Raw genomic sequence first — 25,031 nt, forward strand, 5'->3', positions numbered from 1 at the left:
CCGCGTTCCCCCCTCTCCCGTGTGAGAGAGAGGTCAGGGGATCGAAGATCCCGCGTGAGGGTGGCGACGGCTCAGGGTGAGTCATCGGCCGTCCCGCTGCCGGCACCCCGGCCAGTGTCCAACCCGGAAGCGCCCCACCCTCAACCCCCGTCCCCTCTCCCACACGGGAGAGGGGGGCCCGCGATTGATCCGGTAACCTCCGATGACCCAGCACGTCGCTCCCCCGCTCGTCCTGATCCCCGAATCCGCCCCCTTCAACCCCGACCAGCGCGCCTGGCTGTCGGGCTATTTCGCGGCCCTGCTCGGCCCGGCGGTCGAGGGCGCGACCGCCCTCGGGGCCGGCGAGGCGCCCGGCGGTCCGGCTTTGGCCGACAACGGCGACGCGCCCTGGCACGACCCGTCGATCGGCCTCGACGACCGCATGGCGATGGCCAAGGAGCGCTCCGAGCCGCAGAAGCTGATGGCCGCCATGGCTCAGCAGGATTGCGGCCAGTGCGGCTACAACTGCGCCGACTATGCCAACGCCATCTTCCTCAAGAAGGAGGAGCGCCTGAACCTCTGCCAGCCCGGCGGCAAGGAGACGCTCCGGATGCTGAAGAAGCTGGAGGCGGAGTTCGGCACCGCCGCCCCGGCCGGTGCCGCCCCCGCCTCCGACGACGCCCCGAAGGCGGAAGGACCGGTCGGCCCCTACGGCCTGTGCCGCGAGAACCCGGCCGAGGCGGTCTTCCTCTCCCGCCGCCGCCTCAACGCGCCGGGCGGCGAGAAGGAGACCTGGCACATCGAGATCGACCTCACCGGCACCGGCATCGACTACGTGGTGGGCGATTCCCTCGGCCTCTTCCCCGCCAACGCCCCGGCGCTGGCGGATGCGGTCATCGCCGAGCTCGGCGCCCGGCCCGAGCGGGTCATCGCCACCAAGCTCGGCGAGAAGACCCTGCGCGATCACCTGCTCACCAACTACTCGCTGGGCGCCGCCCCCGACGGCCTTTTTCAGCTCCTGTCGCTCCTCACCTCCGGCGCGCAGCGCAGGAAGGCCCAGGCGCTCAGCGCCGGCGAGGATCCGGACGGCGATTCGGCCTATCTCGACGTGCTCGGGGCGCTGCACAAGTTCCCGGGTGCCCGGCCCGATGCCGAGGTCTTCCTCGAAGCCCTCGACGAGCTGCAACCGCGGCTCTACTCGATCTCGTCCTCGCCCAAGGCCGATCCGGGCCGGGTCTCGCTCACCGTCGACGCGGTGCGCTACAGCCACCGCTCGCGCCTGCGCCTCGGCGTCGCCTCGACCCATCTCGGCGAGCGCCTGGCCGAGACCGCCAAGGTGAAGGTCTACCTGCAGAAGGCCCACGGCTTCGGCCTGCCGGAAAACACCGAGACCCCGGTCATCATGGTCGGCCCCGGCACCGGCATCGCGCCGTTCCGCGCCTTCCTGCGCGAGCGCGCCGCCATCAAGGCGCCGGGCAAGAACTGGCTCTTCTTCGGCCACCAGCGCCAGGCCTCGGACTTCTTCTACCGCGACGAGCTGAACGCGATGAAGGATGACGGCGTCCTCACCCGCCTGTCGCTCGCCTGGTCGCGGGACGGCACCGAGAAAACCTACGTCCAGGACCGCATGCGCGAGAACGGCCGCGAGCTGTGGCGCTGGCTGGAAGAAGGCGCCCACTTCTACGTCTGCGGCGACGCCAAGCGCATGGCCAAGGACGTCGAGCGGGCGATCATCGACGTCGCGGCGACCCACGGCGGCAAGAGCCCGGAAGAGGCGGTGGCGTATCTCGCGGCGCTCAAGAAGGCGAACCGGTATCAGGCGGACGTGTACTGAAACTGCCTGAAAGCCTTTCTGACTGCCGAAAACTGTATCGCATGAGCCTGATCTATCCCATCCGAGACCTCATCCTGAGGTGCGACTGAAAGGAGCCTCGAAGGAGGATTCCAGAAATCTCCGAGGCTTCTGGAGGCCTCCTTCGAGGTCAGTCGATCTTCAATCGACTGACATCTCAGGATGAGGTTGTGGGCGGGATAGATGATGTCGATCAGTCAAACAGGCTCTGAGACCCCGCTCGCTTCTCGCAACGCTGGTGACATCCTCCGCGTCATCCCGGGGCCGCGAAAACGGAATCCGGGATCCAGAACCGCAGGTATTGCAGTCCGGAGCGGAACGCATCCGCATCGTCCTGATGCTCCTGCGCTTCTGGATTCCGGGCTCCGCTTTCGCAGCCCCGGAATGACGCACAGGAAAGCAGCTCTGTTGAGCAGGCTAATGCCTCTCGGCGGCCCGCCCCTTGCTTGCCCCATATCGGCCCCCACCCGCACGCCCGGCGAAAGGCTCCCGCGATGAACCTGCACGTGCCGGCCCTCACCCAGGAGGCCCTCACCCAAGAGGCTGCTCCCGTCCGGACCACCTGCCCGTATTGCGGCGTCGGCTGCGGCGTGCTCGCGCGCCCGGACGGCCAGGGCGGCGCGAGCGTCGAGGGCGATCCGCAGCACCCGGCGAATTTCGGCCGGCTGTGCTCGAAGGGCTCGGCTTTGGGCGAGACGCTGTCCCTCGACGACCGGGTGCTGCACCCGGAGATCGCCGGCCGGCGGGCGACCTGGGACGAGGCGCTCGACGCCGTGGCGGAGGGGTTCCGGCGCACCGCCGAGACCTACGGCCCGGAATCGGTGGCGTTCTACCTCTCGGGCCAGCTCCTCACCGAGGATTACTACGTCGCCAACAAGCTGGCGAAGGGCTTCATCGGCACGCCCCACGTCGACACCAATTCGCGCCTGTGCATGTCCTCCTCGGTGGCGGCGCACCGCCGTGCCTTCGGCTCGGACACCGTGCCGGGCTGCTACGAGGATCTGGACGAGGCCGACCTGCTGGTGCTGGTCGGCTCCAACACCGCCTGGTGCCACCCGATCCTGTTTCGCCGCATGCTCGACGCGCGGGCGAAACGCGGCACCAAGATCGTCACCGTCGATCCCCGCTGCACCCAGACCGGCGAGGAGGCCGACCTCTTCCTGGGCCTGAAACCCGGTACCGACACGGCGCTGTTCTCCGGCCTCCTCGTCCACCTCGCGGATAACGGCGCCCTCGATTCCCGCTACATCGCCGAGCACACCGCCGGCTTCGACCCGGCCCTGGAGCGCGCCCGCCAGATCGCCCCGACGACCGCGGCGACCGCCGCCGCGACCGGCCTGACCGAGGCCGCGGTCGCGACTTTCTTCGACCTCTTCCGCACCACGCCCCGGGTGGTGACGGCCTTCTCGCAGGGCGTGAACCAGTCGGCGCAGGGGACCGACAAGGCGAACGCCATCATCAACTGCCACCTCGCCACCGGCCGCATCGGCAAGGCCGGCATGGGGCCGTTCTCGCTCACCGGCCAGCCCAACGCCATGGGCGGGCGCGAGGTCGGCGGGCTCGCCAACATGCTGGCGGCCCACATGCACTTCACGCCCGAGGAAGTGGATCTGGTGCGCCGGTTCTGGGGCGCGCCGCGGATCATCACCGGCGAGGGCCTGAAGGCGGTGCCGCTGTTCGAGGCGATCGAGCGCGGGAAGATCAAGGCGCTGTGGGTGATGGGCACCAATCCCGCCGTCTCGATGCCGCGGGCCGACCGGGTGCGGGCGGCCTTGGCGAAGCTCGACACCTTCGTGGTCTCGGAGGTGGTGGCGAACACCGACACGGTGCGAGCCCGCAACGCGATTCTGCTGCCGGCGCTCGCCTGGGGCGAGAAGGACGGCACGGTGACGAATTCCGAGCGCCGCATCTCGCGCCAGCGCACCTTCCTGAAGGCCCCGGGCGAGGCCCGGGCCGATTGGTGGATCATGGCCCAGGTCGGCAAGCGCCTCGGCCACGCCAAGGCCTTCGCTTGGGGCAACGTGGCGGCGGTCTTCCGCGAGCACGCCGCCTTGTCGGAGTTCGAGAACCGCGGCAGCCGCGACTTCGACCTTGGTGGGCTGGCCGACCTCTCGGACGCCGCCTACGAGGCGGCGCCGCCGGTGCAGTGGCCCCTGACCCGCAAGGCCAAGGCGCCGCAGACCCGGTTCTTCGCCAATGGCGGCTTCTTCACCCGCGACCGCAAGGCCCGCTTCGTCGCGGTGCAGAAGCCGGCGCTCGCGCAAGGAACCAGCGACGCGCTCCCGTTGCGCCTCAATACCGGCCGGGTGCGCGACCACTGGCACACGCTGACCCGCACCGGAAAGAGCCCGCGACTCTCGGCCCACCGGGCGGTCCCGTTCGTCGAGATCCACCCGGACGATGCGGCGGCGGCGGGCCTGACTGACGGCGACCTCGCCCGGGTGCGCACCGCCCACGGCGCGGCGGTGCTGGAGGTCATGGTGACGCCCGGCGCCCAACCCGGCATGCTGTTCGCCCCCATGCACTGGAGCGAGGCCAACACCTCGGACGGGCGCGTCGGCGCCCTGGCGCAGGGCGCGGTCGACCCGGTCTCGGGCCAGCCGGAACTGAAGGCGACCCCGGCTTCGGTCGCCCCCGAGCCCTACCGCTCCCGCGGCTACCTCATCACCCGCGAGGCGGTGGCGGCGCCCTTCGGCTGGTGGTGGGCCCGGGCGACGCTGGAGGGCGCGACGGGCCTGGTCTTCGCCGCGCAGGACGGCGCCCCGGAGGCGGCGGCGCTGATGCGCGACCTCTTCTCCGGCGCGAGCTTCAGCGAGTACGCCGACCCCGCCCGCGGCCGCTACCGCGCCGCCGCCTTCCGGGACGGGCAGCTCCTCGGCGTGCTGGCGCTCGCGCCCGCCGCCGAGCGCCCGACCTGGGATGCCGCCAAGGCGTTCTTCCGCACCCAGGAACTGCTGGAGCCCTCCGCCCGCCGGGCCCTGATCTCCGGCCGCGCCGAGAGCGCCGGCACGGGCCCGCTCGTCTGCGCCTGTCACACGGTCGGGCTCGACACGATCCGGGCGGCGATCCAGGGCGGGGCGCACGGGGTCGAGGCGGTGGGCGCTGCCTGCAAGGCCGGCACCAATTGCGGCTCGTGCATTCCTGAGATCCGCAAGCTGCTGGCCAGTGAACTTGCGCCGGCTTCCGCATAGGCGCATCTGATGGCGCCGGATAGCCTGAGACTCGTGTCAGAAGCCCACATTCCCATGCGTACCCCCCGCGCTCCCCGCGAGACCCGCTCCCCGGGTCTCGAGCCCCTGGCCGTGCTCCCGGTCTTCGTGACGCTGACGGGCAAGCGCGCGGTCCTGGCCGGGGCCAATGGGGGCGCGGCCTGGAAAATGAAGCTGCTGGCCGCCGCCGGCGCTCATGTCGACGTCTTCGCGCCCGAGCCGACCGACGAGATGCGCGGCGCCCCGGCCGAGGCGGTCGCCGGCACGGTGGTGCTGCACGAGCGCGACTGGTCGCCGGCTGACCTCGAGGGCGCGGCCTTCGCCATCGCGGCCTTCGAGGACGAGGGCGAGTGCGAGTGCTTCGTCGGGGCCGCCCGGGCCGCGGGCGCCATCGTCAACGCCATCGACCGGCCGCATCTCTGCGACGTCTCGTTCGGCGCCATCGTCAACCGCTCGCCCCTCGTCGTCGGCATCTCGACGGAGGGCGCGGCCCCGGTCTTCGGCCAGACCGTGCGGGCCCGCATCGAGGCGATGCTGCCCGCCGGCTTCAAGGCCTGGGTGGCGGCGGCCCGCGACTGGCGCGCCGAGGTGAGCGCCCGCTATCACGCCTTCGGCGAGCGCCGGGCGTTCTGGGAGCGCTTCACCGACAAGGCCTTCGCCGAGCCCGAGCGGGCCCCGGTCCGGGCCGACCTCGACGCGCTGCTCGCCGAGAACGACGCCGCGCCGTCCGGCGGCAGCGTGGTCCTGGTCGGGGCGGGGCCCGGCGACGCCGAGCTCCTGACCCTCAAGGCCCTGCGGGCACTGCGCAGCGCCGACGTGATCCTCTACGACGACCTCGTCGCCCCGGAGATCCTCGATTACGCGCGGCGCGAGGCTCGCACGATGCTGGTCGGCAAGACCGGCCACGGCCCGTCCTGCCGCCAGGACGACATCAACGCCCTGATGGTGTCGTTGGCGAAGAGCGGCAAGCGGGTCGTGCGGCTGAAATCCGGCGACCCCCTGGTCTTCGGCCGGGCCGGCGAGGAGATCGACGCCTGCCGCGCCGCCGGCCTCCCGGTGTCGGTGGTGCCGGGCGTGACGGCGGCGCAGGGAGCGGCGGCCTCGCTCGGCGTCTCGCTCACCCACCGCGACGCGGCGCGGCGCCTGCAATACGTCACCGGCCACGACCGCCGCGGCGCCCTGCCGGACGACCTGAACTGGGCCGCGCTCGCCGACCCCACCGTGACGACGGTGGTCTACATGCCCAAGCGCACGCTGCGCGCGCTCCTCGCCCGGGCGATCACCGAGGGCCTGCCGCCCGCGACGCCTGCGCTGGTGGTCTTCAACGCCACCCGTCCCGACCAGGCGGTGGTTCGGGCCGAGGCCCGCGACCTCGCCGACCGGGTCGAGGCGGCGGGTCTCGACGGGCCGGCGATCGTGATGGTCGGCGACGCCCTCGGGCGGGGCGCGGAGAGTGCCGTCGCGACGGAGATGATGGCCTCGCTCGCGCAGTGAGGATGGCCAGGAGGCGGAAAGCCTCCCGGACTATCGCCGCGTCGCGGTCACCGCGTGCCCGAGCCCGCCAGCTCCCGGACCGGCTCGGCCCGCTGCGACTCCGCCTTCTGAATGTCGGCCAGGATCTCGTAGGAGCGAAGCCGCGCCCGGTGGTCGTAGATCGCCGCCGCGACCATCAGCTCGTCGGCTCCGGTGCGGGCCGCGATGGCGGCGAGGCCCTGGCGCACGGTCTCGGGCGAACCGACCACCGAGCAGGCCAGCATGCCGGAGGCCTGCAGCTTCTCATGGCCCGACCAGTAGGTCTCGATGTCGTCGATCGGCGGCGGCAGCTGGCCGCGGGTGCCCCGGAAGATGTTGGTGAAGGCCTGCTGGGCCGAGGTGAACAGGCGGCGCGCCTCGCCGTCGGTCTCCGCCGCGATCACGTTGACGCCGACCATGGCGTGAGGCTTGGCGAGTTGCGCCGAGGGCTCGAAGCGGGCGCGGTAGACCTCGAGCGCCTGCATCAGGGCATCGGGCGCGAAATGCGACGCGAAGGCGTAGGGCAGGCCCAGCATCGCGGCGAGCTGCGCCCCGAACAGGCTCGAGCCGAGGATCCACAGCGGCACGTTGGTGCCCGTGCCGGGCACCGCCTGGATCACCCGGCCTTCGTCGAGCGGCCCGAGCAGGGTCTGGAGTTCCAGCACGTCCTGCGGGAAGTGGTCGGACGCCGCCGGGTCGCGGCGCAGCGCCCGCAAGGTGCGCTGGTCGGTGCCGGGCGCGCGGCCGAGGCCCAGGTCGATGCGGCCGGGATAGAGCTCGGCCAGCGTGCCGAACTGCTCGGCGATCACCATCGGCGAGTGGTTCGGCAGCATGATGCCGCCGGCCCCGACCCGGATCCGGTGCGTGCCCCCGGCGATGTAGCCGACCACCACGGAGGTCGCCGCGCTGGCGATGCCGGTCATGTTGTGGTGCTCGGCCACCCAGTAGCGGGTGAAGCCCCAGCGGTCGGCGTGCTGGGCGAGATCGAGCGTGTTGCGCAAGGCGTCGCCCGGCGTGGCGCCCCGCGGGATCGGCGCGAGGTCGAGGATGGAGAGTGGCGGCATCGGCGGATCCCGGTGTGAGTGCGTGTCCCCTGCTGGCGTTCAAGATTTGGCCGGAGGCCGGAGGATGCAAGCGCGCCGGGTCGATGCGTGACATGCAGTGGCAGCGCGGGCCGGCGCGGCCCTGGATCGATCCGAAGCCATACCGCCCTTTCTGACCAGGCGCATTCACACTGGTCAGAAGCCGTCCTGAGACTTCGAAACGAAGCCTTGCCCGCCCACACGCTTTCTCCGATGCTGAACGCCTGCGCCCGCGACCAGACGGGCGAACCGGGGAGGATCCATGGCGGGCTTGTTCGATCTCACCGGCCGGGTGGCGGTGGTCACCGGCGGCAATGGCGGCATCGGGCTCGGGATGGCGGAGGCGCTGGCCGGGGCGGGCTGCGCGGTGTCGATCTGGGGCCGCGACGCGGACAAGAACCGGCGGGCGCTGGAACGCCTCGAAGCGACCGGCGCCCCGGTCGCCGCCGAGATCTGCGACGTTGCCGATCCGGCGGCGGTCCAGGCCGCCTTCGACGCCACGCTCGCCCGCTTCGGCCGGGTCGACGGGCTCTTCGCCAATGCGGGCGTCGCCGGGGGCGGGCGACGCTCGTTCCTCGAACGCGAGCCCGACGAGTGGCGGCGCACCTTCGCGATCAACCTCGACGGGGTGGTGGCGAGCTTCCAGGTCGCGGCCCGGCACATGGCCGAGCGGGCGGGCAACGGCGACGCCTTCGGGCGGCTGGTGGCCACGTCGAGCGTCGCCTCGCTGCTGGGTGCGGCCCGCAACGAGCATTACGGCGCCACCAAGGGCGCGCTCAACGCGATGGTGCGGGCGCTCGCGGTCGAGCTCGCCCGCTACGGCGTGACGGCGAACGCGATCCTGCCGGGCTGGATCGAGAGCGACATGACGGCGGGCCTGATGGCGAACGAGAAGTTCGTCACCTTCAACCTGCCGCGCATCCCCGCCCGCCGCTTCGGCCGGCCGGAGGACTTTGGCGGCATCGCCGTCTACCTGATGAGCGGGGCCTCCGCCTACCACACCGGCCAGGTGCTGGTGATCGACGGCGGCTACACGGTGGCATGATGGCGCGCTTCACGAACAAGGCGGTCCTCGTCACGGGCGCCGGCAGCGGCATCGGCCGCGCCTCGGCGCTGCTCTTTTCCCGCGAGGGCGCGGCGGTGGCGGTCGTCGACCGCGATGCGGCCGGCGCCGAGGAGAGTGTGGCACTCATCGCGGCCGAGGGCGGCCGGGCCCTGGCGCTCCCGGCCGATGCCGGCCGCGAGGCCGACGTGACCGGGTTCCTGGCGGCGGCCGAGCACGCCTTCGGCCGGCTCGACGCCATCCACGCCAATGCGGGGATCGGCGGCGGCACCGTGCCGTTCACCGAGCAGAGCGTCGAGCTCTGGGAGGAGGTGCTGAGGATCAACCTGATCGGCGCCTTCCTGGCGATCAAGCATGGCGGGCCGCTGCTCCTGCGCCACGGCGGCGGGGCGATCGTCTGCACCGCCTCCGTCGCGGGCCTGCGCGCCAACGCGGCGGGCGCGGCCTACAGCGCCAGCAAGGCCGGGGTGATCAGCCTGGTCCAGACCGCCGCCGACGCCTTCGCGGGCTCGGGGCTGCGGATCAACGCCGTCTGCCCCGGCCTGATCGAGACCGGCATGACGGCAGGCCTGTTCGCCGCGGCCCGGGCGAAGGGCAAGGGCGACCGCATCGGCCAGCTCAACCCCTTGCGCCGGGCGGGTGCCCCGGAGGAGATCGCCGCCGCGGCCGTCTTCCTGGCGAGCGACGAGGCCTCCTACATCAACGGCCAGGCGCTCGCGGTCGATGGCGGCCTGTCGAGCACGCATCCGTTCGTGCCGCGGGCGCCGAGGGGCTGAAGACAACAGGAATTCGGTAGAAAAAGGTCGAAAGCCTGATTGACTTGCGGTGTCAGCAGCCCACAGATGCCTTCCCCCTGCCCGCGACCTCATCCTGAGGTGCGACCGGAGGGAGCCTCGAAGGAGGGCTCCAGAAGGCTCTGCGATCCCTGGAGCGCTCCTTCGAGGCCGTCGATCAAAGATCGAATCGATCTCCGATCGCCGGTCACCTTAGGATGAGGTCGTGGGCAGGATAAACGATCCTGATGAGATCAAGCAGACGCCGCGACAACAGCAAGGGGCGGCTCTCCGGTTGGAGAGCCGCCCCCTTTTGTCAGGCGCGGAGGAAGTCCGCGATCACTGCCGGCGCCGCGGCGTCGAAGCCGACGACGTCGAGCATGCCGGCATCGTCCGGATCGGCGATGCTGAAGCCGTTGGAGACGAGCCCCACGACCACCAGCTTCGCCGGGATCCCGGTCTTCTCCCGGTATTCCCGCAGCGCCTGAACCGGGTGCACCGGCCCGGCCCAGGTCTCCGAGTCGGTGTAGACCACGAACGCGTCGGCCTGGATGCCGCGCGCCAGCGCCCACCGCATCGGCAGCGCGCAATCGGTGCTGCCGAAGGGCAGACCGGCGGTGGCCGCCACCGCCGCGTCGAGCCGCAGCGACGGCCCGAGCGGCAGCGGCGTCAGCCCGGCCTCGCCCCCGGTGAACCCGACCACCTGCCAGCGCTCCTCGGTCGCCGCGGTGACGAGCGCCATCGCGGCGGCCGCCTCCCGGGGCGTCAGGCCCGACCCCGCGACCCGGCCCGAGGCCATCGACCCCGACACGTCGAGGGCGAGGACCAGGCGCCGTCCCGTCGGCTCCACCGCCCGGAAGGCGGTGTAGAAGGCGGCGTTCAGCGCCTCGACGACGGCCGCGACCGGCTCCCAGGCCAGGCGCCCGAGGACACCGCGCCCGGAGGCGTATGTCTTGAGCGCGACGAGGAGCGCCATCGGGTGCAGGCGCGCCTTGAGCAGGCGCTCCCGGTCCGACAGCACCGCCACGACATGCGCCGTGCCGGGCGAGAACGGGGCCACCACCCCGGCCGCGGTCAGGCGGCCGAGCTGGCGCACGAGGGCGCCGACCGGCATCCCCTCGAGCAGCGCCTCGTTCACGACGCGGCTCGCCAGCAACCCGGTCGGCAGCGCCTCCCAGGGAAGGCGATGCGCCCGCACCAGGGCGGCCGCGCCCTCCGGATCGAGCCCCGGCGCCTGGGCCGCCGCGAAGGCGTGGACCAGGGCCGGCGCCTCCGCCGCGAGGGTGCCGCGGCAGATCCAGTCGAACAGCGCCTTGCGCGCCGGCTCGTCCGTCTCCGGATGGGCGAGGCGCAGGAGATCGCGGTGGGTCCAGCCGGCCCGGTTGCGGACCTTCACCGCCTGGAACGCCGCGGCGTCCACCGGCCGGTCGAGGTACCAGCGCCCGACCGCCCGGCGCAACGACCGACCCCAGCCGCGGCTCGCCTCGACCGAGGCGGCGAACTGGAACAGGTGCGTGCCGGTGCGGCAGACCCGCGGCAGGGCGGCCAGCGCCGCGCGCCGGGTCTCCAGGCTCTCTGCGCCCGCCGCGAGCGCGAGCGCGAAGATTGCCGGGTCCGGCTTCGGCGCCCGCCCGCCCTCGCTCACCGCCACGATCGCCGCCACCGCCCGCGCCCCGTCGGCCGCAAGGCAGCGCAGCACCGCGGCGGCGTTGTCGCGGGTCAGGGCGCGCTCGCCGGCGTAGAACGAGCCGCCCTCGCTGCCGAGCACCAGGAAGCGCGCGAGGCGGGTCCAGTCGTCGACCGGGAAGGCATGGCCGCCGGCGGCGTTCGGCACGGTGCGGGGAATGGGCTCCGACTGCGGGGTGCGCCGGAGCGAGAACTGCTTGGCGAAGGGGAACATCGCTCGCTCCTTTCGGGATCGCGCCGGGACACGGGGAGGCGCGACGGTTCGGCCGCGAGGCGCGGCCGTCTCACCCGCCGGAGCGGGCTCCGGCGGGATCTCGGGTGAGAGACTGAAGGGGCCGCACGGGCGTGATCACGGCGAAGGGATTCTGCTCACCCGGCGCTCGGGGCGGGGCGGAAAACGCCCCGCTCCAGCCCTTCCGGGTCCCTGAGGTAACCTTCGCCTGCCGGCCCGTGCGGGCCGCGCGGTCGTGGTGTGAGAGAAGGCGTGCGGTGCTCTACCGGCTGAGCTACGGGCCTTGCGACCCGGCGGGACTCGAACCCGCGACCTCCCCATTATAAGTGGTAACCTTCCCTCGCCGGCCCGCGCGGCCGTGAGGTGGAACGGGACCGCGATCCGGTTCGGCGGCGAGACCGGCCGGCCGACGGACCTAGCGTCCGCGCCTCACGGTGACCCTCGCCGACCGGCACGCACGCGCCCGACCGGTCTCGATGTTGGGAGAGGATTGCGCCTGAGGCGCGATCCCGGGGTCAGGCTGCCGCGCAACCTCGTCCGGGATTCGGCCGTCGCCGTTTGTCGCCCGTCGGACGGGCGCAGGGGGCGATCATGTCGCGCTCAAGCATGCGTGTCTCCGTCCGCGAGGGACCAAAAGGTGACGCGGACATGCTGTCGACGCTCGGTGATTGGCAATAACCGAACGCCTCCGGCCCGCGCCGGCGACTCTGGCCTGCCGGTCGTGACCGATCGAGGTGGACTTGGGCCATGGGCCCCAGCGGCTCGCGACCGCGGACGTCCGAGAGGGAGCGATAACCCTCGATCACCGGCCCGGCAGGCCGACGGCGAGGGGAATACGGTCAAGGCCGCGTCGCGTCAACCGGAAACTTGAATAATCTTTCAGTTCGGGCCATCTCGGGCCCATGGCATCCCTTTCCATCACCCCGGCCCAGATCCGCGCCGGACGCGGCCTGCTGAAATGGACGCAGGCCGTGCTGGCCGCCCGCGCGGCGGTGTCGGTCGTGACCTTGAACATGATCGAGAGCGACCAGGTGGCGCCGCGCACGCGCACCCTGGCGGCGATCCAGGCGGCCCTGGAGCGCGAGGGCGTGCGCTTCATCGGCGACGCGGCGGAGGGCTACGGCGTGCTGCTGCGTCCGGCGCCGGACGCGGCCGTCAGAACGGGCTGACCGGGAAGAACCGCAGGTACAGTTCGGCGTACTTGCCCTCGTCCCACAGGCGCTGGAGCGCGTCGTCGAGGGCGCGGGCCAGGACCTGGTCCTCCTTGCGGGTGACGAAGCCGATGCCCTCGCCGAAGTAGCGGTTCTCCAGGTAGTCGCCGCCCGCGAACGCGCAGCATCCGCCCGCGTCGGTGCCGCCGATCCACAAGGCCAGCGCCAGCCCGTCGCCGAACAGGTATTCGATCTCGCCCCGGCGCAGGGCCGCCTCGGCGGTGGCGAGGTCGGGATAGGTCTTCGGCGTGACGCGGAAGAAGGTGCGCAGGTAAGCCTCGTGGGCGGTGCCCGAGACGACGCCGGTCGGATGCTCGGCCAGGACCTTCACGTCCGGCGCCGGCAGGCTTTTGTCGCCCCGCACCGCGAAGCGGGCGGGCCAGCGGAAATAGGGCCTGGTCGCCCGGTTGTCGGCCCGTAGGGTGGCGGTGAGCGGGATCGCGGCCGCCACCACGTCGCCCTGGTTGGCCTGGAGCGCGTCGAGCAGCGTGTCGAAGCGGCGCACCTGCACGGTGCAGGTCAGGCCGAGCTTCTCGCAGGCCGCCCGGGCGAGCTCGACCGAGAAGCCGGTCGGGTTGCCGTCCGGCCCGGCGAAGTGCAGCGGCGGGTACTCGTCGTCGGTGAGGAAGCGGACTGGGCGCGTCGTCTGAGGCGGCTCGGGCCGCTCGAGCCGGGCCCGCGGGTTCCAGAAATTCGGGATCGTCACCGCCTCGGCGGCCGAAGCGGGGAATGCGGCCAGCACCCACAGGGCTGCCAGCAAGCCGCGAAGCTGACCCTGCGGCATCCGCGCCACGGTTGCGAGGAATCCGCCGGCGGAGAAACGCGACGCTGTCGCGGGGACGGGGTGAGCCATAGGCTCTCGTACCACGAACCTCCTCCGGGGGGAGTCCGCAAGTTCGGGGCCCGTCATGTTCGTCGAGGTTCGGTCTCCGCGCGGCGCCGCCGTCACGCTCCCGGGCGAGCTCGCCTTCCTGCTCGGCCAGGGCGTCGACCTGGACCTCGTCCGGGATGCCGCCGCCCTGGCGCGGCGGGAGGGGACGGCGCCGGCGGCGGCCCTGCTGCGGGCCGGCCTGATGAGCGAGGCGGCGTACTACGCGGCGCTCGCCCGGGCCCTCGGCCGGCCATTCCGGGGCGAGGGCCTGGCGCTGCACCCGGAGGTGCGCTTTCCGGAGGATGTCCGCCTCGGCGCGACGATGGGCGCCGGGGGCGAGCTGGTCCTCGCCCCACCGCCCGAGGCGGTGGCGGCCCTCCTCGCGACCGGGGTGCCACCGGGCGCGGTCTTCACCACCCCGGCGGCGCTCGCGGCCGCGGTGCTCAGCGCCGCCGGCCCCCGGGCGGCGGCCCGGGCCGCCGAGGCGCTCGAGGTACGGGCGCCGGACTGGGCCTACCGCCCGGGCCTGCATCCGGGGCAGTGCCTCGTCCTGGTACTCATCCTCGCCGCTTGCCTGCTGCTCCTCGACGCCGCTTCCTGGCTGCAGCTCGCCGCTCTGGCTCTGCTCAATTTCGTCGTCCTGGCGGTGATCGTCTTCCGCCTCGCCGCGCCGCTCCTGCGGCCCGATCCCCCGCCGGATCCCGCCCGCGTGCCGGACGCGGAGCTGCCGGTCTACACCGTGCTGGTGGCGCTCTACCGCGAGACCCGGGTGGTGCCGCGCCTGGTGCGCGCGCTGGCGCGGCTCGATTACCCGGTATTATGCAGCAAGCTCACCGGAAAGCGTTGAGGTGGGCGGACAAGTTATATCGCTTGTAGGGTGTGTGCGGCTTTACGGCCTCAACGAGGAGACATATGTTGCAACCCCGCCTCGGAACGCCGTTCCGCTTCCTACATAATTACCAATGCCGGAGTCGGTCAGTTGACTTTCCAGTCAACCGATACCCATATGGCAGCTCTGGTAGCGGCCGGCGAGTTGCGCCTGTTCCTCCCTCACCTGAGGCCGGATCAAGCGTACCGCCGACGTTTGTGGCTAACCACAGAGGTGTGGGATTGGGTTCAGTTTAACCAAGGCGCAACCAACCGGGAGCGTGAGCACAGGGCTGACGCCCGTGTTTTTCTGAAACGATTTGTGACAGGCGAGGACTTTGATGATGACATCAAGCTTAAGCCTCTTCGGCCCCATGCCGATGGCCTGTACGCCTTTCGTGTTCTCTTCCAGCCACAGCACCGTATCATCGGTGGGTTTCTTGGGCCGGGCGAGTTCGTAGCTACCGCGCATCGACTTCGATACGAGCTGCGAACCGGAACCTGGGTTCCTACTCTGACCCACGCCAAGAATGAGTGGCAGCGCCTTCTCCCGCAGCACCCCAGATCCAAAGCTACTCGTAGCGCCAACTTAGTGGACTGTGATCCATGAGCACATTCATTCCAAGCCCTATCAGCGTCGCAGATCAGGATGATCTGCGCGCCGATGCGCGCGCGGAGATGTTTTTTGCTCTACGCAAAGCCTTTGGGGAGCGATCCAAGCAGTGCGGAATTAAGGCCAAGGATCTTAGTGATATTTTAGGAAAAGATAAAAGTTATGTCTCTCGCGTATTAAATGGATCGAATGGCTCGATAGATTTTGAAACATTATATGTTTTTATGAATGCGCTCGGATATCACCTGCCGCTTGACCCGGTGTCTTTTGAGCGACTTCATGCCAAAAAGTCCAACATAGATGTTAAACCTAAATATTATAATGGCGACACTAACATAAAGTCAAACCTCTATGCTATTCGATTTTCGAACATAAATATAGATGATAGCACGCCATCAGTAATGAGCACTCGTAGGCCGAAAATCAAGAAAGTCCAACCGGCATCGGAAAACTCAAATGCCTCATAATACTGCAACTATTCGCAGCGTTTTGCTTTGTGATGACATAAGACAAGAGATAACTGGGAAAATTATACTAATTGGTTTGTACTCTACAGTAATTGGGCTGGCAAAGATACCGAGTAAAATAAGGTTCAGATCTGCTATTATTTTAGATATACCTGATGGTGGGGATTATAAGATGATATTTAGACTTATAGATCATTCAGATAATTCTATTATGGAAACAGAAATGGAGCTATCCGCTGTGGAACCGGGCAACAACATACTGCTGCCCGGATTTGTATTTGGTATTAATGTCGACAAGCCTAGTAATATAGAAATACAATATCAAGACGGAGGCTGGCAAACGATTGGCACTTGGCAGATCCGAACGGTAGATGAGCGTGAGCAGTCACTGAGTTTAGAGTCCGCAACCGATGATTGAGAAACCGATGATTGAGAAGTAGTGTTTTGTTTATAGTTTCCATAATCTAACATTTTTAATTTTTCCCGCGCTTCCGATGCGTCCTTGTATTGCAGCTCGCGTCAAGGATTGGATCAACCTATAGGCGACAGCTTTCTGGAGTTGCTTGTCAGTCTCATCCCAGCGCTTTGCTCTAATTACTAACGCTGCAAGCTCCCGTGTGGTTAGGGGGGCTTCAGCTTCTTCTAGAGCAGCCTTACACAAGCTAAACATCTCACCATAAGCAAACAGCCGATTAAGATGGGCGTAAGCCGGAAACCGCGTCTGTGTGGCCGGAGAGAGGTCATAGAGCGCGAGAACGGCTGTCACGCTGGACAGGTCGCGCTCTGCAGCGGCGAGTTGGCGCCGTAGCTCGGCAATATGTGCCTCAATCTCATCCCGTTTGGCACGGAGCGTAGTGACAACCTGAGGGAGAGCCATCACGCCACCCTCGCCTGATGCCGCTGCCAGTAGCCCGTCCAAGCGAGGGACGGCGGATGGCGCAGGGAGGCTTCCGCCATACGAAGATACTGCTGACCGTTGCTGATGCGGCGGTTGTCCTCACGCCAAGCCATCTCGCCCGCATAGGCCGCGAGATAGGGGCCAGCGATGTGATGATGCGTGCCGATCTCAGCGCGGCGGAGGCGAGAGAAGAACGACTCGGCCTGGTTGGTGCAGGCATCGTCGGCGCTGTACGCCTGCTGATGGTTGATCCGCTTGGTCAGGTAGCGCTTGTGGAGCACATCCCAGCCGGCGGCCTCGTCAGCATGGATGGTGCTGCCCTCGGCGACCCGCTTGCCGATCGTCTCAATCGAAGCGGTCTCGCTCTTGAAGACGAAGGGGAGGGTCATCCCGCCGCGCTCGCGCATGATGACCACCACCCGACGCTTGCCGGTCTGGTTAATGGCGAGGCGCCGGTCTACGCGGTTCTCCTTGTGGTTGGCGGGCTTCACGTAGCCCCCGAAATAGGCGCCATCCACCTCCACCGTACCGGAGACGGTCGCCTCCGCCTTCTCGGCCGCAATCGCCTCCCGGAGCTTGTGAGCGAGCACGAAGGCGGTGCGGTACTGGACGTTGAGGTCGCGGGAGAGTTGAAGCGCGCTGTGTCCTTTGGCGCCGTTGGCGAAGACCGCCATCGCCATGAGGTAATCGCGGATCGCGAGTTTGCGGTTGGCAAAGATGGTGCCGCTGGTCACGCTGTACTGATGAGCGCAGCCCTTGCACTTCCACAGCTTGCGGGTGGAGAGGAAGGAGTGAGTCAGGCAGCCGCAGCGCGGGCAGTACGGCTCGCCCTTGGTCTCAGCCCACCGGATCAGCTTAAAGGTGGTCCACGCCTCATCGTCCGACATGCGGGCAACGCTGACAAGGCTCAGCGAGCGGGCGGCGGTGGAGAGAAGGAAGTGCTGAGCCATAGCCCATCTCAACGTTTTGCGTTGAGGTAGACGCTATATGCTCAATCCAGTGCTGTCAACGCTTTTAATCCGCCTTGACGCAAAAAGCCGCCCGCGCTAGTTCTCATTGCACGATGACGCCTGAACAATGCCGAGCCGCCCGAGGATGGTTGGACTGGTCGCAACCCGACCTGTCCAAGCGCGCGAACGTTGGTCTGAGCACCATCAGGCAGTTCGAGAACGGCTTGCGCACGCCCATCGCCAACAACCTGCTGGCGATGAAGCGCGCATTCGAGGAGGCCGGGCTAACGCTGTTGGAGAGCCCGGCCGGCATCGCGGTTAGAGGCGATGCTGTTCCCTCAGATCAGAAGGGCAACGGCGAAGCGCCGTGATGCAAGAGGCCGCGCACGATCTTGCTGACCGTGCCGCCGTTCACGCAGAAGTAGAACGAAGCCCGCGACTGGCTCCAGCCAAGAACCTTGACGGCATGGAGAATATGGCAGGCGGTAAGCTGATCGCAGGGGAACTCAGCGGACATAAATCATCCTCCGCAAAAGCGGTTACTGGGGATGCGCGTCCGGCTTGAAACCTGTTCCCTATGATGCGATCTTATAGCTGCGTGCTGCGCATCAGAGGGCTTCCAGCCGGAAGCATTCGCGATGGGCGGTCCTGGCCGGGCCGGGTTCCCTTTGCAGAGGGAATTCCGGCCCGACTGTTTCTCTCTCGGCCCGAACCTATGCCAGAGAGCGCCTGGGTTGATCCAAAATCTGCTCCTTCAGGGCTTAGGTGCCCGATTTGAACCCTGCAGGACCGATCAGCGGCCCTTTTGGGTATTTGGTGCCGGCAGATACATAGTCATCTGTACCGGATAGCGTCCGAACCGCTCCGCCAAGCGATCCTTAAGTTCTTGCAAGCTAGTGCTTGCTGCAGCCATCCCGATCACGAGCCAAATATGCTCCATCAGGCGCTTCAAGCCATACTGTTCATTTAGCCACTGGTGGTAATTTTGACCCTTTCGCGGCTTTGGCTTATTCTCTTTCAGCCATTTTGCGATATCTGGATCAATATAATCATAAATCAACTCCATAACTAATTTTCCCCAATATTTTGGACGGGAATGTACTGGTCCTGACCATTTTGTCAGGCGGCCGAACTCCTTCCAAAGCTCATCAGGAAAGGTGCTTTCCCATTTTCGCATTTCATCGCTCAAGAAAAGCTTCAATTTAAACTGTAATGCGTCTTCGGCGCGCTCATATTGATAACCAGTTGCCTCATCGACTAGAGCGATAATGCCAACCTTGGCGCATGCACGCTCAAAAGCCATCGCCTGCTTCGCAATTTGAAGCTGGCGAGGCGTCAGAGCAAAGTCGCTCGCGTCGTTCAGGTGCTCCTGCAGGGCCATCGAATAGGCAGCACAGAGGTCTAGGAACCGCTCCACAGGGAAGCCGACTGCATATCTGAAGTGTCCCTCGCCCCCGGTGTCGAACCGCATCAGGGCTGCGATCGTACCATCTTCTGCAGGCTTCAAATCGGCGGGAAGGTACTCCCGGAGAGCTTTTACTTTTAGATATTCGCCAAGCTGGCCACCCTCTGTCCCGATAAGGCCAACAACAACGCCTTTCAAACTGAATACGCGGGCGCCATTGTCCAAAACATAGGCCGGTATGCGAGCATCGCCTATGGATACCTCACCCCAATGGGTAGCCTTAGGTGCCTCTGATGGGCCGTATATATCAGGGGCTTCCTTGCCTTCTTCGCTTGTCGATCTAGGCAAATCAAGGAAGTCATCGGCGCTGAGATCAATTCCACGCGCTTCAGCAAGCTTGAACAACGTAGAGTGCCACCGGACTGGTATCATTCCAGTCTTTCGCCAATACGAAACTGTACTCTGGCCCTTGGCGATTGACCTGGCCAAAGCGGCCGGTCCGCCAAATTTTGTGATGACCCGATCGGCCGCCGTCATGGGAGCCTCGCTTCAAATTGTAGCCCGAGCCTACGTGCTGGCAATTTGAAGTCAACAGGATTTTTGAAGTCACTGATTGGAAATTTGAAATTCGATATGATGCTATGATGCAACCTCAACGCTTTCCGGTGAGCTTGCTGCATAATACCGCGATTACCCGGCCTCCAAGCTCGACCTGAAATTCGTGATCGAGGCCGACGACGCGGCCACTGCGGCCTCGCTCAATGCCCTGCCGCTGCCGGCGCGGTTCGAAGTGGTGACGGCGCCGCCCGGCCTGCCCCGCACCAAGCCGCGGGCCCTCAACGTCGCCCTGCCGCTCGCCCGCGGCGAGCACCTCGTGGTCTACGACGCCGAGGACGTGCCGGATCCCGGCCAGCTGCGGGCCGCGGCCGGCCTGTTCCGCGCCGGCTCCGACCGGCTCGCCTGCCTGCAGGGGCGGCTGGTGATCGACAACACCGACGATTCCTGGCTCACCCGCTGCTTCACCCTCGAATACGCGGCTTTGTTCGACGTGCTGCTGCCGCTGCTCGCAGCGGCGCACCTGCCGGTGCCGCTCGGCGGCACGACCACGCATTTCCGCACCCAGGTGCTGCGCGAATTGCACGGCTGGGACGCCTGGAACGTCACCGAGGACGCCGATCTCGGCATGCGCCTGGCGCTCGCCGGTTACCGGGTCGGCGACCTGCCGCTCTCGACCCTCGAGGAGGCGCCCGCTCGCCTGAGGCCCTGGCTGCGCCAGCGCACCCGCTGGATGAAGGGCTTCATCCAGACCACGATCACCCACAGCCGGCACCCGCTCGCGGCTTTGCGCCGCCTCGGCCCCCTCGGGATGCTCTGCGCCGTCGCGACGGTGCCCGGCACCGTGCTCTCCGCCCTCGCTTATCCTTTCGCCCTCGCCCTGGCGGTCTGGGAGATCACCGCCGACCCGCTCCCGGCAGCACCGGACTTCCTCGCCAACCTGGTGACGGCGTCCGGCCTCACGGTGCTCGCCGCGGGCCTTTGCGCGATGTGGCTGCCGGCGCTGGCCGGGTGCCGGCGGCGGGGCTGGTGGGGCCTCGCCCCCTGGGCGCTCCTGCTGCCGGTCTATTACGGCCTCGTCAGCGCGGCGGCCTGGCTCGGCCTCCTCGAATTGCTGCTGGCGCCCTACCGCTGGAACAAGACCGAGCACGGGCTCGCCGCCACCTCCCGCACCGGGGCGATGCAGGAGCGGCGCTGACAGGTCAGAGCTGGCGCGACACCTCGGCGGCGGCGTCCGCCGCCGGGCGCATCAGGTTGAGCGAGCCGACGAAGTTGCCGCGCCCGTCCATGATGTAGACGAGCGCCGTGTGCTCCATCGTGTAGTCGCCGTCCTTGAGCGGCACCTTGCGGCTATAGGCCCGGTAGGCCTTCACGGCGGCGGCCACGGCCTCGGGGGAGCCGGTGAGGCCGACGATGCGGGGGTCGAAGCTCGACAGGTACGCCTTCAGCGCCGCCGGGTCGTCGCGCTCGGGATCGACGCTGATGAACAGGGCCTGCACGTCGCGGCCCTTCGGCCCGAGGGCGGCCAGTACGTCGGAGATCTGCTGCAGGGTGGTCGGGCAGATGTCCGGGCAGCGGGTGAAGCCGAAGAACACCAGGTGCGTCCGGCCGTTGAAGTCGTGGTCGGTGACCGTGCGGCCGTCCTGGTTCACCAGGGTGAAGGGTCCGCCGACCGCGCTGGTGCCGGTGGCCGGGCGCCCCAGCATCAGGCTGGCGGCGAGGCCCAGCACCGCGAGGCCGAGGACGAAGACGAGGAGCGGGATCGCGGCGCGGCGCATCCGGGGGGTGAGGGGCATCGGCGGTCTCTTCCTGGCTGGCCCGGTCGGTCGGGGCCGGTGGACCACCGTCGGCCCGTCGCCGCAAGGGGGCATGCGGTCACCCCGACGACAAGGCTCTCTGCCCGCGCGGTGGGCGCAAAGCTGCCCTGCGCGCAGGCAGGCCGGCCCAGTGAGGGCCGTGTTGCGTTGCGTGCCCGCCTCTCCTATCGCTCGCGCCGAGCGGACCGCACGTCACGCGGTCTTTCGCCTCCCGTTTCCAAGAAGACCCCCAGAAGGCTGACCATGGCCGACAAGCTCTCACTGCCCAAGGACAAGATTCGCGTCCTGCTGCTCGAAGGCATCAACGACAGCGCGGTGGCGCTGCTCGAGGCGGCCGGCTACGTCACCGTCACGCGGCTGGCCAAGGCCCTCGATCCGGCCGACCTGCGCCAGGCCCTCAAGGGCGTCCACATCCTCGGCATCCGCTCGCGCACTCAGCTCGACGAGGCCGCCTTCGAGGCCGCCGACCGGCTGATGGCCGTCGGCTGCTTCTCGGTCGGCACCAACCAGGTCGACCTCGACGCGGCCCGCCGACGCGGCATCCCGGTCTTCAACGCGCCGTTCTCCAACACCCGCTCGGTGGCCGAGCTCGTCATCGGCGAGATCGTGATGCTGCTGCGCCGCATCGTGCCGCGCTCGGTCTCGGCCCACCAGGGCGGCTGGGACAAGTCGGCGAACGGCTCGTTCGAGGTCCGCGGCAAGACGCTCGGCATCGTCGGCTACGGCAATATCGGCTCGCAGCTCTCGAACCTCGCCGAGGCGATGGGCATGCGGGTGATCTTCCACGACCTCACCGACCGCCTGCGCCACGGCAACACCGAGCCGGTCGACAGCCTCGACGCGCTGCTGGCGCAAAGCGACGTGGTCTCGCTGCACGTCCCCGAAACGCCCTCGACCCACAACATGATCGGCGAGGCGCAGATCCGCGCGATGAAGCGTGGCGCCTACCTCATCAACAACTCCCGCGGCACGGTGGTCGACCTCGACGCCCTGGCGGGCGCCCTGCGCGACGGCCACCTGCGGGGCGCCGCCGTCGACGTCTTTCCGGTCGAGCCGAAATCGAACAGCGAGCGCTTCGTGTCGCCGCTCCAGGGGCTCGAGAACGTCATCCTCACCCCCCATGTCGGCGGCTCGACCGAGGAGGCGCAGGAGCGCATCGGCGCCGAGGTGGCGCGGAAGCTCGTCGACTATTCCGACATCGGCTCGACGGTCGGTGCCGTGAACTTCCCGCAGGTGCAGCTCCCGGCCCGGCCGACCGGCCTGCGCTACATCCACGTGCAGCGCAACCTGCCGGGCATGCTCGGGCGCCTCAACGAGACCTTCGCCCGCCGGCACATCAACATCGCGGCGCAGTTCTACCAGACCGACGGCGAGGTCGGGTACGTGGTGGTCGAGACCGACGCGACCGACGTCGATCCGGAGGCCCTGCTCGAGGAGCTGCGCGCCATCGACGGCACGATCCGGGCGCGGCTGCTCTACGAGCGGCGCTGAGGCTCCCGCGTCGCGTTGACCCTGCGCGGCGCGGCCCATAGGGTGCCGGGCTCCCTCCACCCTCACCGGAATGCCGCGCATCCCGCGGCCGCGACACTCATGCCCGCACCCGTCCGCATCGATCCCGTCCTGGCGGAGGCTGCCGCCTCCGCGCCCGCCTGGCCCTTCGAGGAGGCGCGCAAGCTCGTCGCCCGGCTGGAGCGGACGGGCAAAGGCGAGGTGCTGTTCGAGACCGGCTACGGCCCCTCGGGCCTGCCGCATATCGGCACCTTCGGCGAGGTCGCCCGCACCTCGATGGTGCGCCACGCCTTCCGGGTGCTGACGAACGATGCCGTGCCGACCCGCCTCGTCGCCTTCTCGGACGACATGGACGGGTTGCGCAAGGTGCCGGACAACGTGCCGAACAAGGCGCTGCTCGCGGACAACCTCAACAAGCCGCTGACCGCGGTGCCCGACCCGTTCGGCACCCATGACAGCTTCGGCGCCCACAACAACGCCGAGCTGCGCCGCTTCCTCGACTCGTTCGGCTTCGACTACGAGTTCCTGTCCGCCACCGAATGCTACCGTTCGGGCCGTTTCGACGCGACGCTGCTGCGCGTGCTCGAGCGCTACGACGCCGTGATGGGGGTGATGCTGCCCTCGCTGCGCGCCGAGCGCTCGGCCTCCTACTCGCCGTTCCTGCCGCTCCACCCGGTCACCGGGCACGTGATGCAGGTGCCGATCGAGGAGGTGAAGGTGTCGTCCGGCACCATCGTGTGGCGCGATCCCGTCACGGGCGAGGCCTACGAGACCCCGGTCACCGGCGGCCACGCCAAGCTGCAGTGGAAGCCCGACTGGGCGATGCGCTGGGTCGCGCTCGGCGTCGATTACGAGATGGCCGGCAAGGACCTGATCGACTCGGTCAAGCTCTCGGGCCAGATCGCCCGCGCGCTCGGCGCCGAGCCGCCCGAGGGCTTCAACTACGAGCTGTTCCTCGACGAGAAGGGCCAGAAGATCTCGAAGTCGAAGGGCAACGGGCTCACCATCGACGAGTGGCTGGCCTACGGCACGCCCGAGAGCCTGGCCTTGTTCATGTACAACAAGCCGCGCGAGGCCAAGCGCCTGCACTTCGACGTCATCCCGCGCCACGTCGACGATTACCTGTCGTTCCTGGATAAGTTCTCGGGCCAGGAGCCGAAGCTGAAGCTCGGCAACCCGGTCTGGCACCTGCACGCCGGGGAGCCGCCGGCGCCGGAGCGGGTGGGGGAGGGCGGGGCGATCCCGTTCGCGATGCTGCTCAACCTCGTGGCGGTGGCCAATACCGAGGACCCGGCGGTGCTCTGGGGCTTCATCCGCCGCTACGCGCCCGAGGCCTCGCCCGAGACGCATCCGCGCCTCGACCGGCTGGTCCACCACGCGGTGCGCTATTTTCGCGATTTCGTGCGTCCGGCGAAGACCTACCGGGCTCCGAGCGCGGAGGAGGCCGCGGCCCTCGCCGACCTCGCCGACACCCTGGCGTCCCACGCCGGTTCCACCGATCCGGAGGCGCTGCAGGCGGCGGTCTACGAGGTCGGGCGGCGCCATTTCCCGGACCTGTCGGGCAAGTCGAAGAGCCCGGACGGGCGGCCCGGCGTGTCGCAGACCTGGTTCACGACGCTCTACGGCATCCTGCTCGGCGAGGCCCGCGGCCCCCGCTTCGGTTCCTTCGTGGCCCTCTACGGCGTCGCGGAGACCCGCGCGCTGATCGCCCGTGCCCTCTCGGGCGCGCTCGCCGAGGAGCACGCCGCCTTCCTGGCGAGCCGGGAGGCCCCGGCCGCCGCCTGATCCCGCCTTCCCGCTCCCGCCGCGAGGCGGCGGGAGACCCCCGCGTTGTCCCCGCCCTTTCATCCCGGTAACCTTGGCAGCGGGGAATCGATGGTGGTATGGAACATATCAGGAACAAACCTTCCGGGACACCGCCATGCGCGCCGTGATGCCGCTCCTGCTCATCGCCTCGACCGGGGCCATCGCCGGGCCGTCTCACGCCGTCGAGGTGGTGCGGCCGGCCCGCGAGGCGTCGGCGGTCGCGCGGCTCAAGGGATGCCTCGCGCGGGAATCCGTCGCCGCGCAGAGCCGCCACGAGGCGCCGGCGCATTTCGCGGTGCGGGCCCAGCACATCTGCCTGCCGGCCAAGCGCGAGGCGGCGCGCGCCAGGGCCGTGGCGCTCGTCGCGGCCGGCTTCACCGAGGCGCCGGACCTCGTCGGCGCCGTCGAGCAGCTGCTCTCCGACCACGAGCGCGAGACGGCGGAGGCCTATGCCCGCGCTTTCGGCCGTGCGCGCGTGGCGGGCGCGGCGGCCCCCTGAGACGATGCCGGGCTTGATCAACCGGCGCTAACCCTCTAAGCGGGCCGCGCCTTCCGCCCGGCTGGACGTCGTGGGCGGGCTTGCCGCAGGTGATGGATATGGCCAAGGAAAAGTTTTCGCGGACGAAGCCGCACTGCAACATCGGGACGATCGGTCACGTCGACCACGGCAAGAC

Annotated in this window: 22 protein-coding genes; 14 read left to right on the forward strand and 8 right to left on the reverse strand. The window is 68.6% G+C overall.

Annotation, left to right across the window (positions count from 1 at the left end; genetic code table 11):
- Positions 1 to 202 precede the first annotated feature (202 nt).
- From EU555_RS14440 to cysG, 3 genes are all read left to right on the forward strand, one after another.
- Positions 203 to 1,813, forward strand: coding sequence for a sulfite reductase subunit alpha (locus EU555_RS14440; RefSeq protein WP_135415332.1), 1,611 nt, complete (start codon positions 203 to 205; stop codon positions 1,811 to 1,813).
- A 512-nt stretch (positions 1,814 to 2,325) separates the two neighbouring features.
- The gene (locus tag EU555_RS14445) at positions 2,326 to 5,022 is read left to right on the forward strand and encodes a nitrate reductase (protein ID WP_135415333.1); all 2,697 of its coding nucleotides are present in this window, start codon (positions 2,326 to 2,328) and stop codon (positions 5,020 to 5,022) included.
- A gap of 54 nt (positions 5,023 to 5,076) precedes the next feature.
- Positions 5,077 to 6,534, forward strand: a complete 1,458-nt coding sequence (cysG, locus tag EU555_RS14450; protein ID WP_135415334.1) for a siroheme synthase CysG — start codon at positions 5,077 to 5,079, stop codon at positions 6,532 to 6,534.
- Positions 6,535 to 6,581: 47 nt separating this feature from the next.
- Here cysG and EU555_RS14455 read toward each other — a convergent pair whose 3' ends face one another.
- Positions 6,582 to 7,616 (reverse strand): LLM class flavin-dependent oxidoreductase, encoded by a 1,035-nt coding sequence (locus tag EU555_RS14455; RefSeq protein WP_135415335.1) that lies wholly within the window; start codon positions 7,614 to 7,616, stop codon positions 6,582 to 6,584.
- A 280-nt stretch (positions 7,617 to 7,896) separates the two neighbouring features.
- Between EU555_RS14455 and EU555_RS14460 the strand changes: the two genes are divergently transcribed.
- Both EU555_RS14460 and EU555_RS14465 read left to right on the forward strand, forming a co-directional pair.
- Complete coding sequence (locus EU555_RS14460; RefSeq protein WP_135415336.1) at positions 7,897 to 8,679, forward strand: SDR family NAD(P)-dependent oxidoreductase; 783 nt, start codon at positions 7,897 to 7,899, stop codon at positions 8,677 to 8,679.
- Positions 8,679 to 9,473: an SDR family NAD(P)-dependent oxidoreductase gene (locus EU555_RS14465; protein WP_135415369.1), complete on the forward strand. Its 795-nt coding sequence runs from the start codon at positions 8,679 to 8,681 to the stop codon at positions 9,471 to 9,473. Before EU555_RS14460 ends, EU555_RS14465 begins: the two co-directional genes overlap by 1 nt.
- A 313-nt stretch (positions 9,474 to 9,786) precedes the next feature.
- On the opposite strand, the gene EU555_RS14470 is transcribed toward EU555_RS14465, so the two are convergent.
- The gene (locus EU555_RS14470) at positions 9,787 to 11,370 is read right to left on the reverse strand and encodes a TROVE domain-containing protein (RefSeq protein WP_135415337.1); all 1,584 of its coding nucleotides are present in this window, start codon (positions 11,368 to 11,370) and stop codon (positions 9,787 to 9,789) included.
- Positions 11,371 to 12,290: 920 nt separating this feature from the next.
- Here EU555_RS14470 and EU555_RS14475 point away from each other — a divergent pair.
- The gene (locus tag EU555_RS14475) at positions 12,291 to 12,557 is read left to right on the forward strand and encodes a helix-turn-helix domain-containing protein (RefSeq protein WP_135415338.1); all 267 of its coding nucleotides are present in this window, start codon (positions 12,291 to 12,293) and stop codon (positions 12,555 to 12,557) included.
- Here EU555_RS14475 and EU555_RS14480 read toward each other — a convergent pair.
- Positions 12,544 to 13,383, reverse strand: coding sequence for a transporter substrate-binding domain-containing protein (locus tag EU555_RS14480; protein ID WP_135415339.1), 840 nt, complete (start codon positions 13,381 to 13,383; stop codon positions 12,544 to 12,546). The genes EU555_RS14475 and EU555_RS14480 overlap by 14 nt on opposite strands.
- A gap of 124 nt (positions 13,384 to 13,507) precedes the next feature.
- Between EU555_RS14480 and EU555_RS14485 the strand changes: the two genes are divergently transcribed.
- Positions 13,508 to 14,317 carry a hypothetical protein gene (locus tag EU555_RS14485; RefSeq protein ID WP_135415340.1) on the forward strand — a complete coding sequence of 270 codons (810 nt, stop codon included), beginning with the start codon at positions 13,508 to 13,510 and terminating at the stop codon, positions 14,315 to 14,317.
- A 243-nt stretch (positions 14,318 to 14,560) separates the two neighbouring features.
- Here the strand turns inward: EU555_RS14485 and EU555_RS14490 are convergent, their stop codons facing one another.
- A complete protein-coding gene (locus EU555_RS14490; protein WP_135415341.1) occupies positions 14,561 to 14,896 on the reverse strand; it encodes a hypothetical protein in 336 nt (111 codons plus the stop codon).
- Between the two features lie 47 nt (positions 14,897 to 14,943).
- Between EU555_RS14490 and EU555_RS14495 the strand changes: the two genes are divergently transcribed.
- Both EU555_RS14495 and EU555_RS14500 read left to right on the forward strand, forming a co-directional pair.
- Positions 14,944 to 15,417: a helix-turn-helix domain-containing protein gene (locus EU555_RS14495; RefSeq protein ID WP_135415342.1), complete on the forward strand. Its 474-nt coding sequence runs from the start codon at positions 14,944 to 14,946 to the stop codon at positions 15,415 to 15,417.
- Positions 15,407 to 15,835, forward strand: coding sequence for a DUF6941 family protein (locus EU555_RS14500; protein WP_135415343.1), 429 nt, complete (start codon positions 15,407 to 15,409; stop codon positions 15,833 to 15,835). The genes EU555_RS14495 and EU555_RS14500 overlap by 11 nt, the downstream gene beginning before the upstream one ends.
- A gap of 458 nt (positions 15,836 to 16,293) precedes the next feature.
- Here the strand turns inward: EU555_RS14500 and EU555_RS14505 are convergent, their stop codons facing one another.
- Positions 16,294 to 17,265 (reverse strand): IS1595 family transposase, encoded by a 972-nt coding sequence (locus EU555_RS14505; RefSeq protein ID WP_135415344.1) that lies wholly within the window; start codon positions 17,263 to 17,265, stop codon positions 16,294 to 16,296.
- A 113-nt stretch (positions 17,266 to 17,378) separates the two neighbouring features.
- Between EU555_RS14505 and EU555_RS14510 the strand changes: the two genes are divergently transcribed.
- A complete protein-coding gene (locus EU555_RS14510; protein ID WP_135415345.1) occupies positions 17,379 to 17,636 on the forward strand; it encodes a helix-turn-helix domain-containing protein in 258 nt (85 codons plus the stop codon).
- On the opposite strand, the gene EU555_RS36165 is transcribed toward EU555_RS14510, so the two are convergent.
- Positions 17,609 to 17,782 carry a hypothetical protein gene (locus EU555_RS36165; RefSeq protein WP_167858548.1) on the reverse strand — a complete coding sequence of 58 codons (174 nt, stop codon included), beginning with the start codon at positions 17,780 to 17,782 and terminating at the stop codon, positions 17,609 to 17,611. The two genes, EU555_RS14510 and EU555_RS36165, sit on opposite strands and share 28 nt — an antisense overlap.
- 276 nt (positions 17,783 to 18,058) lie before the next feature.
- Entirely contained in the window at positions 18,059 to 19,207 is a 1,149-nt protein-coding gene (locus EU555_RS14515) for a P63C domain-containing protein (RefSeq protein WP_425375114.1), read from the reverse strand.
- Between the two features lie 184 nt (positions 19,208 to 19,391).
- On the opposite strand from EU555_RS14515, the gene EU555_RS14520 reads away from it, so the two are divergent.
- Complete coding sequence (locus EU555_RS14520) at positions 19,392 to 20,423, forward strand: glycosyltransferase family 2 protein (RefSeq protein WP_342636477.1); 1,032 nt, start codon at positions 19,392 to 19,394, stop codon at positions 20,421 to 20,423.
- Between the two features lie 4 nt (positions 20,424 to 20,427).
- Here the strand turns inward: EU555_RS14520 and EU555_RS14525 are convergent, their stop codons facing one another.
- Positions 20,428 to 21,021 carry an SCO family protein gene (locus EU555_RS14525; protein ID WP_135415346.1) on the reverse strand — a complete coding sequence of 198 codons (594 nt, stop codon included), beginning with the start codon at positions 21,019 to 21,021 and terminating at the stop codon, positions 20,428 to 20,430.
- Positions 21,022 to 21,285: 264 nt separating this feature from the next.
- Between EU555_RS14525 and serA the strand changes: the two genes are divergently transcribed.
- From serA to EU555_RS14540, 3 genes are all read left to right on the forward strand, one after another.
- On the forward strand, positions 21,286 to 22,533 hold the full coding sequence (serA, locus tag EU555_RS14530) for a phosphoglycerate dehydrogenase (protein WP_135415347.1): 1,248 nt from the start codon (positions 21,286 to 21,288) through the stop codon (positions 22,531 to 22,533).
- Between the two features lie 99 nt (positions 22,534 to 22,632).
- Complete coding sequence (locus EU555_RS14535) at positions 22,633 to 24,336, forward strand: lysine--tRNA ligase (RefSeq protein ID WP_135415348.1); 1,704 nt, start codon at positions 22,633 to 22,635, stop codon at positions 24,334 to 24,336.
- Positions 24,337 to 24,472: 136 nt separating this feature from the next.
- Positions 24,473 to 24,856 (forward strand): hypothetical protein, encoded by a 384-nt coding sequence (locus EU555_RS14540; RefSeq protein WP_135415349.1) that lies wholly within the window; start codon positions 24,473 to 24,475, stop codon positions 24,854 to 24,856.
- Positions 24,857 to 25,031 lie beyond the last annotated feature (175 nt).

This window comes from Methylobacterium nonmethylotrophicum, from assembly GCF_004745635.1.
In the GTDB taxonomy this organism is placed as follows: domain Bacteria; phylum Pseudomonadota; class Alphaproteobacteria; order Rhizobiales; family Beijerinckiaceae; genus Methylobacterium; species Methylobacterium nonmethylotrophicum.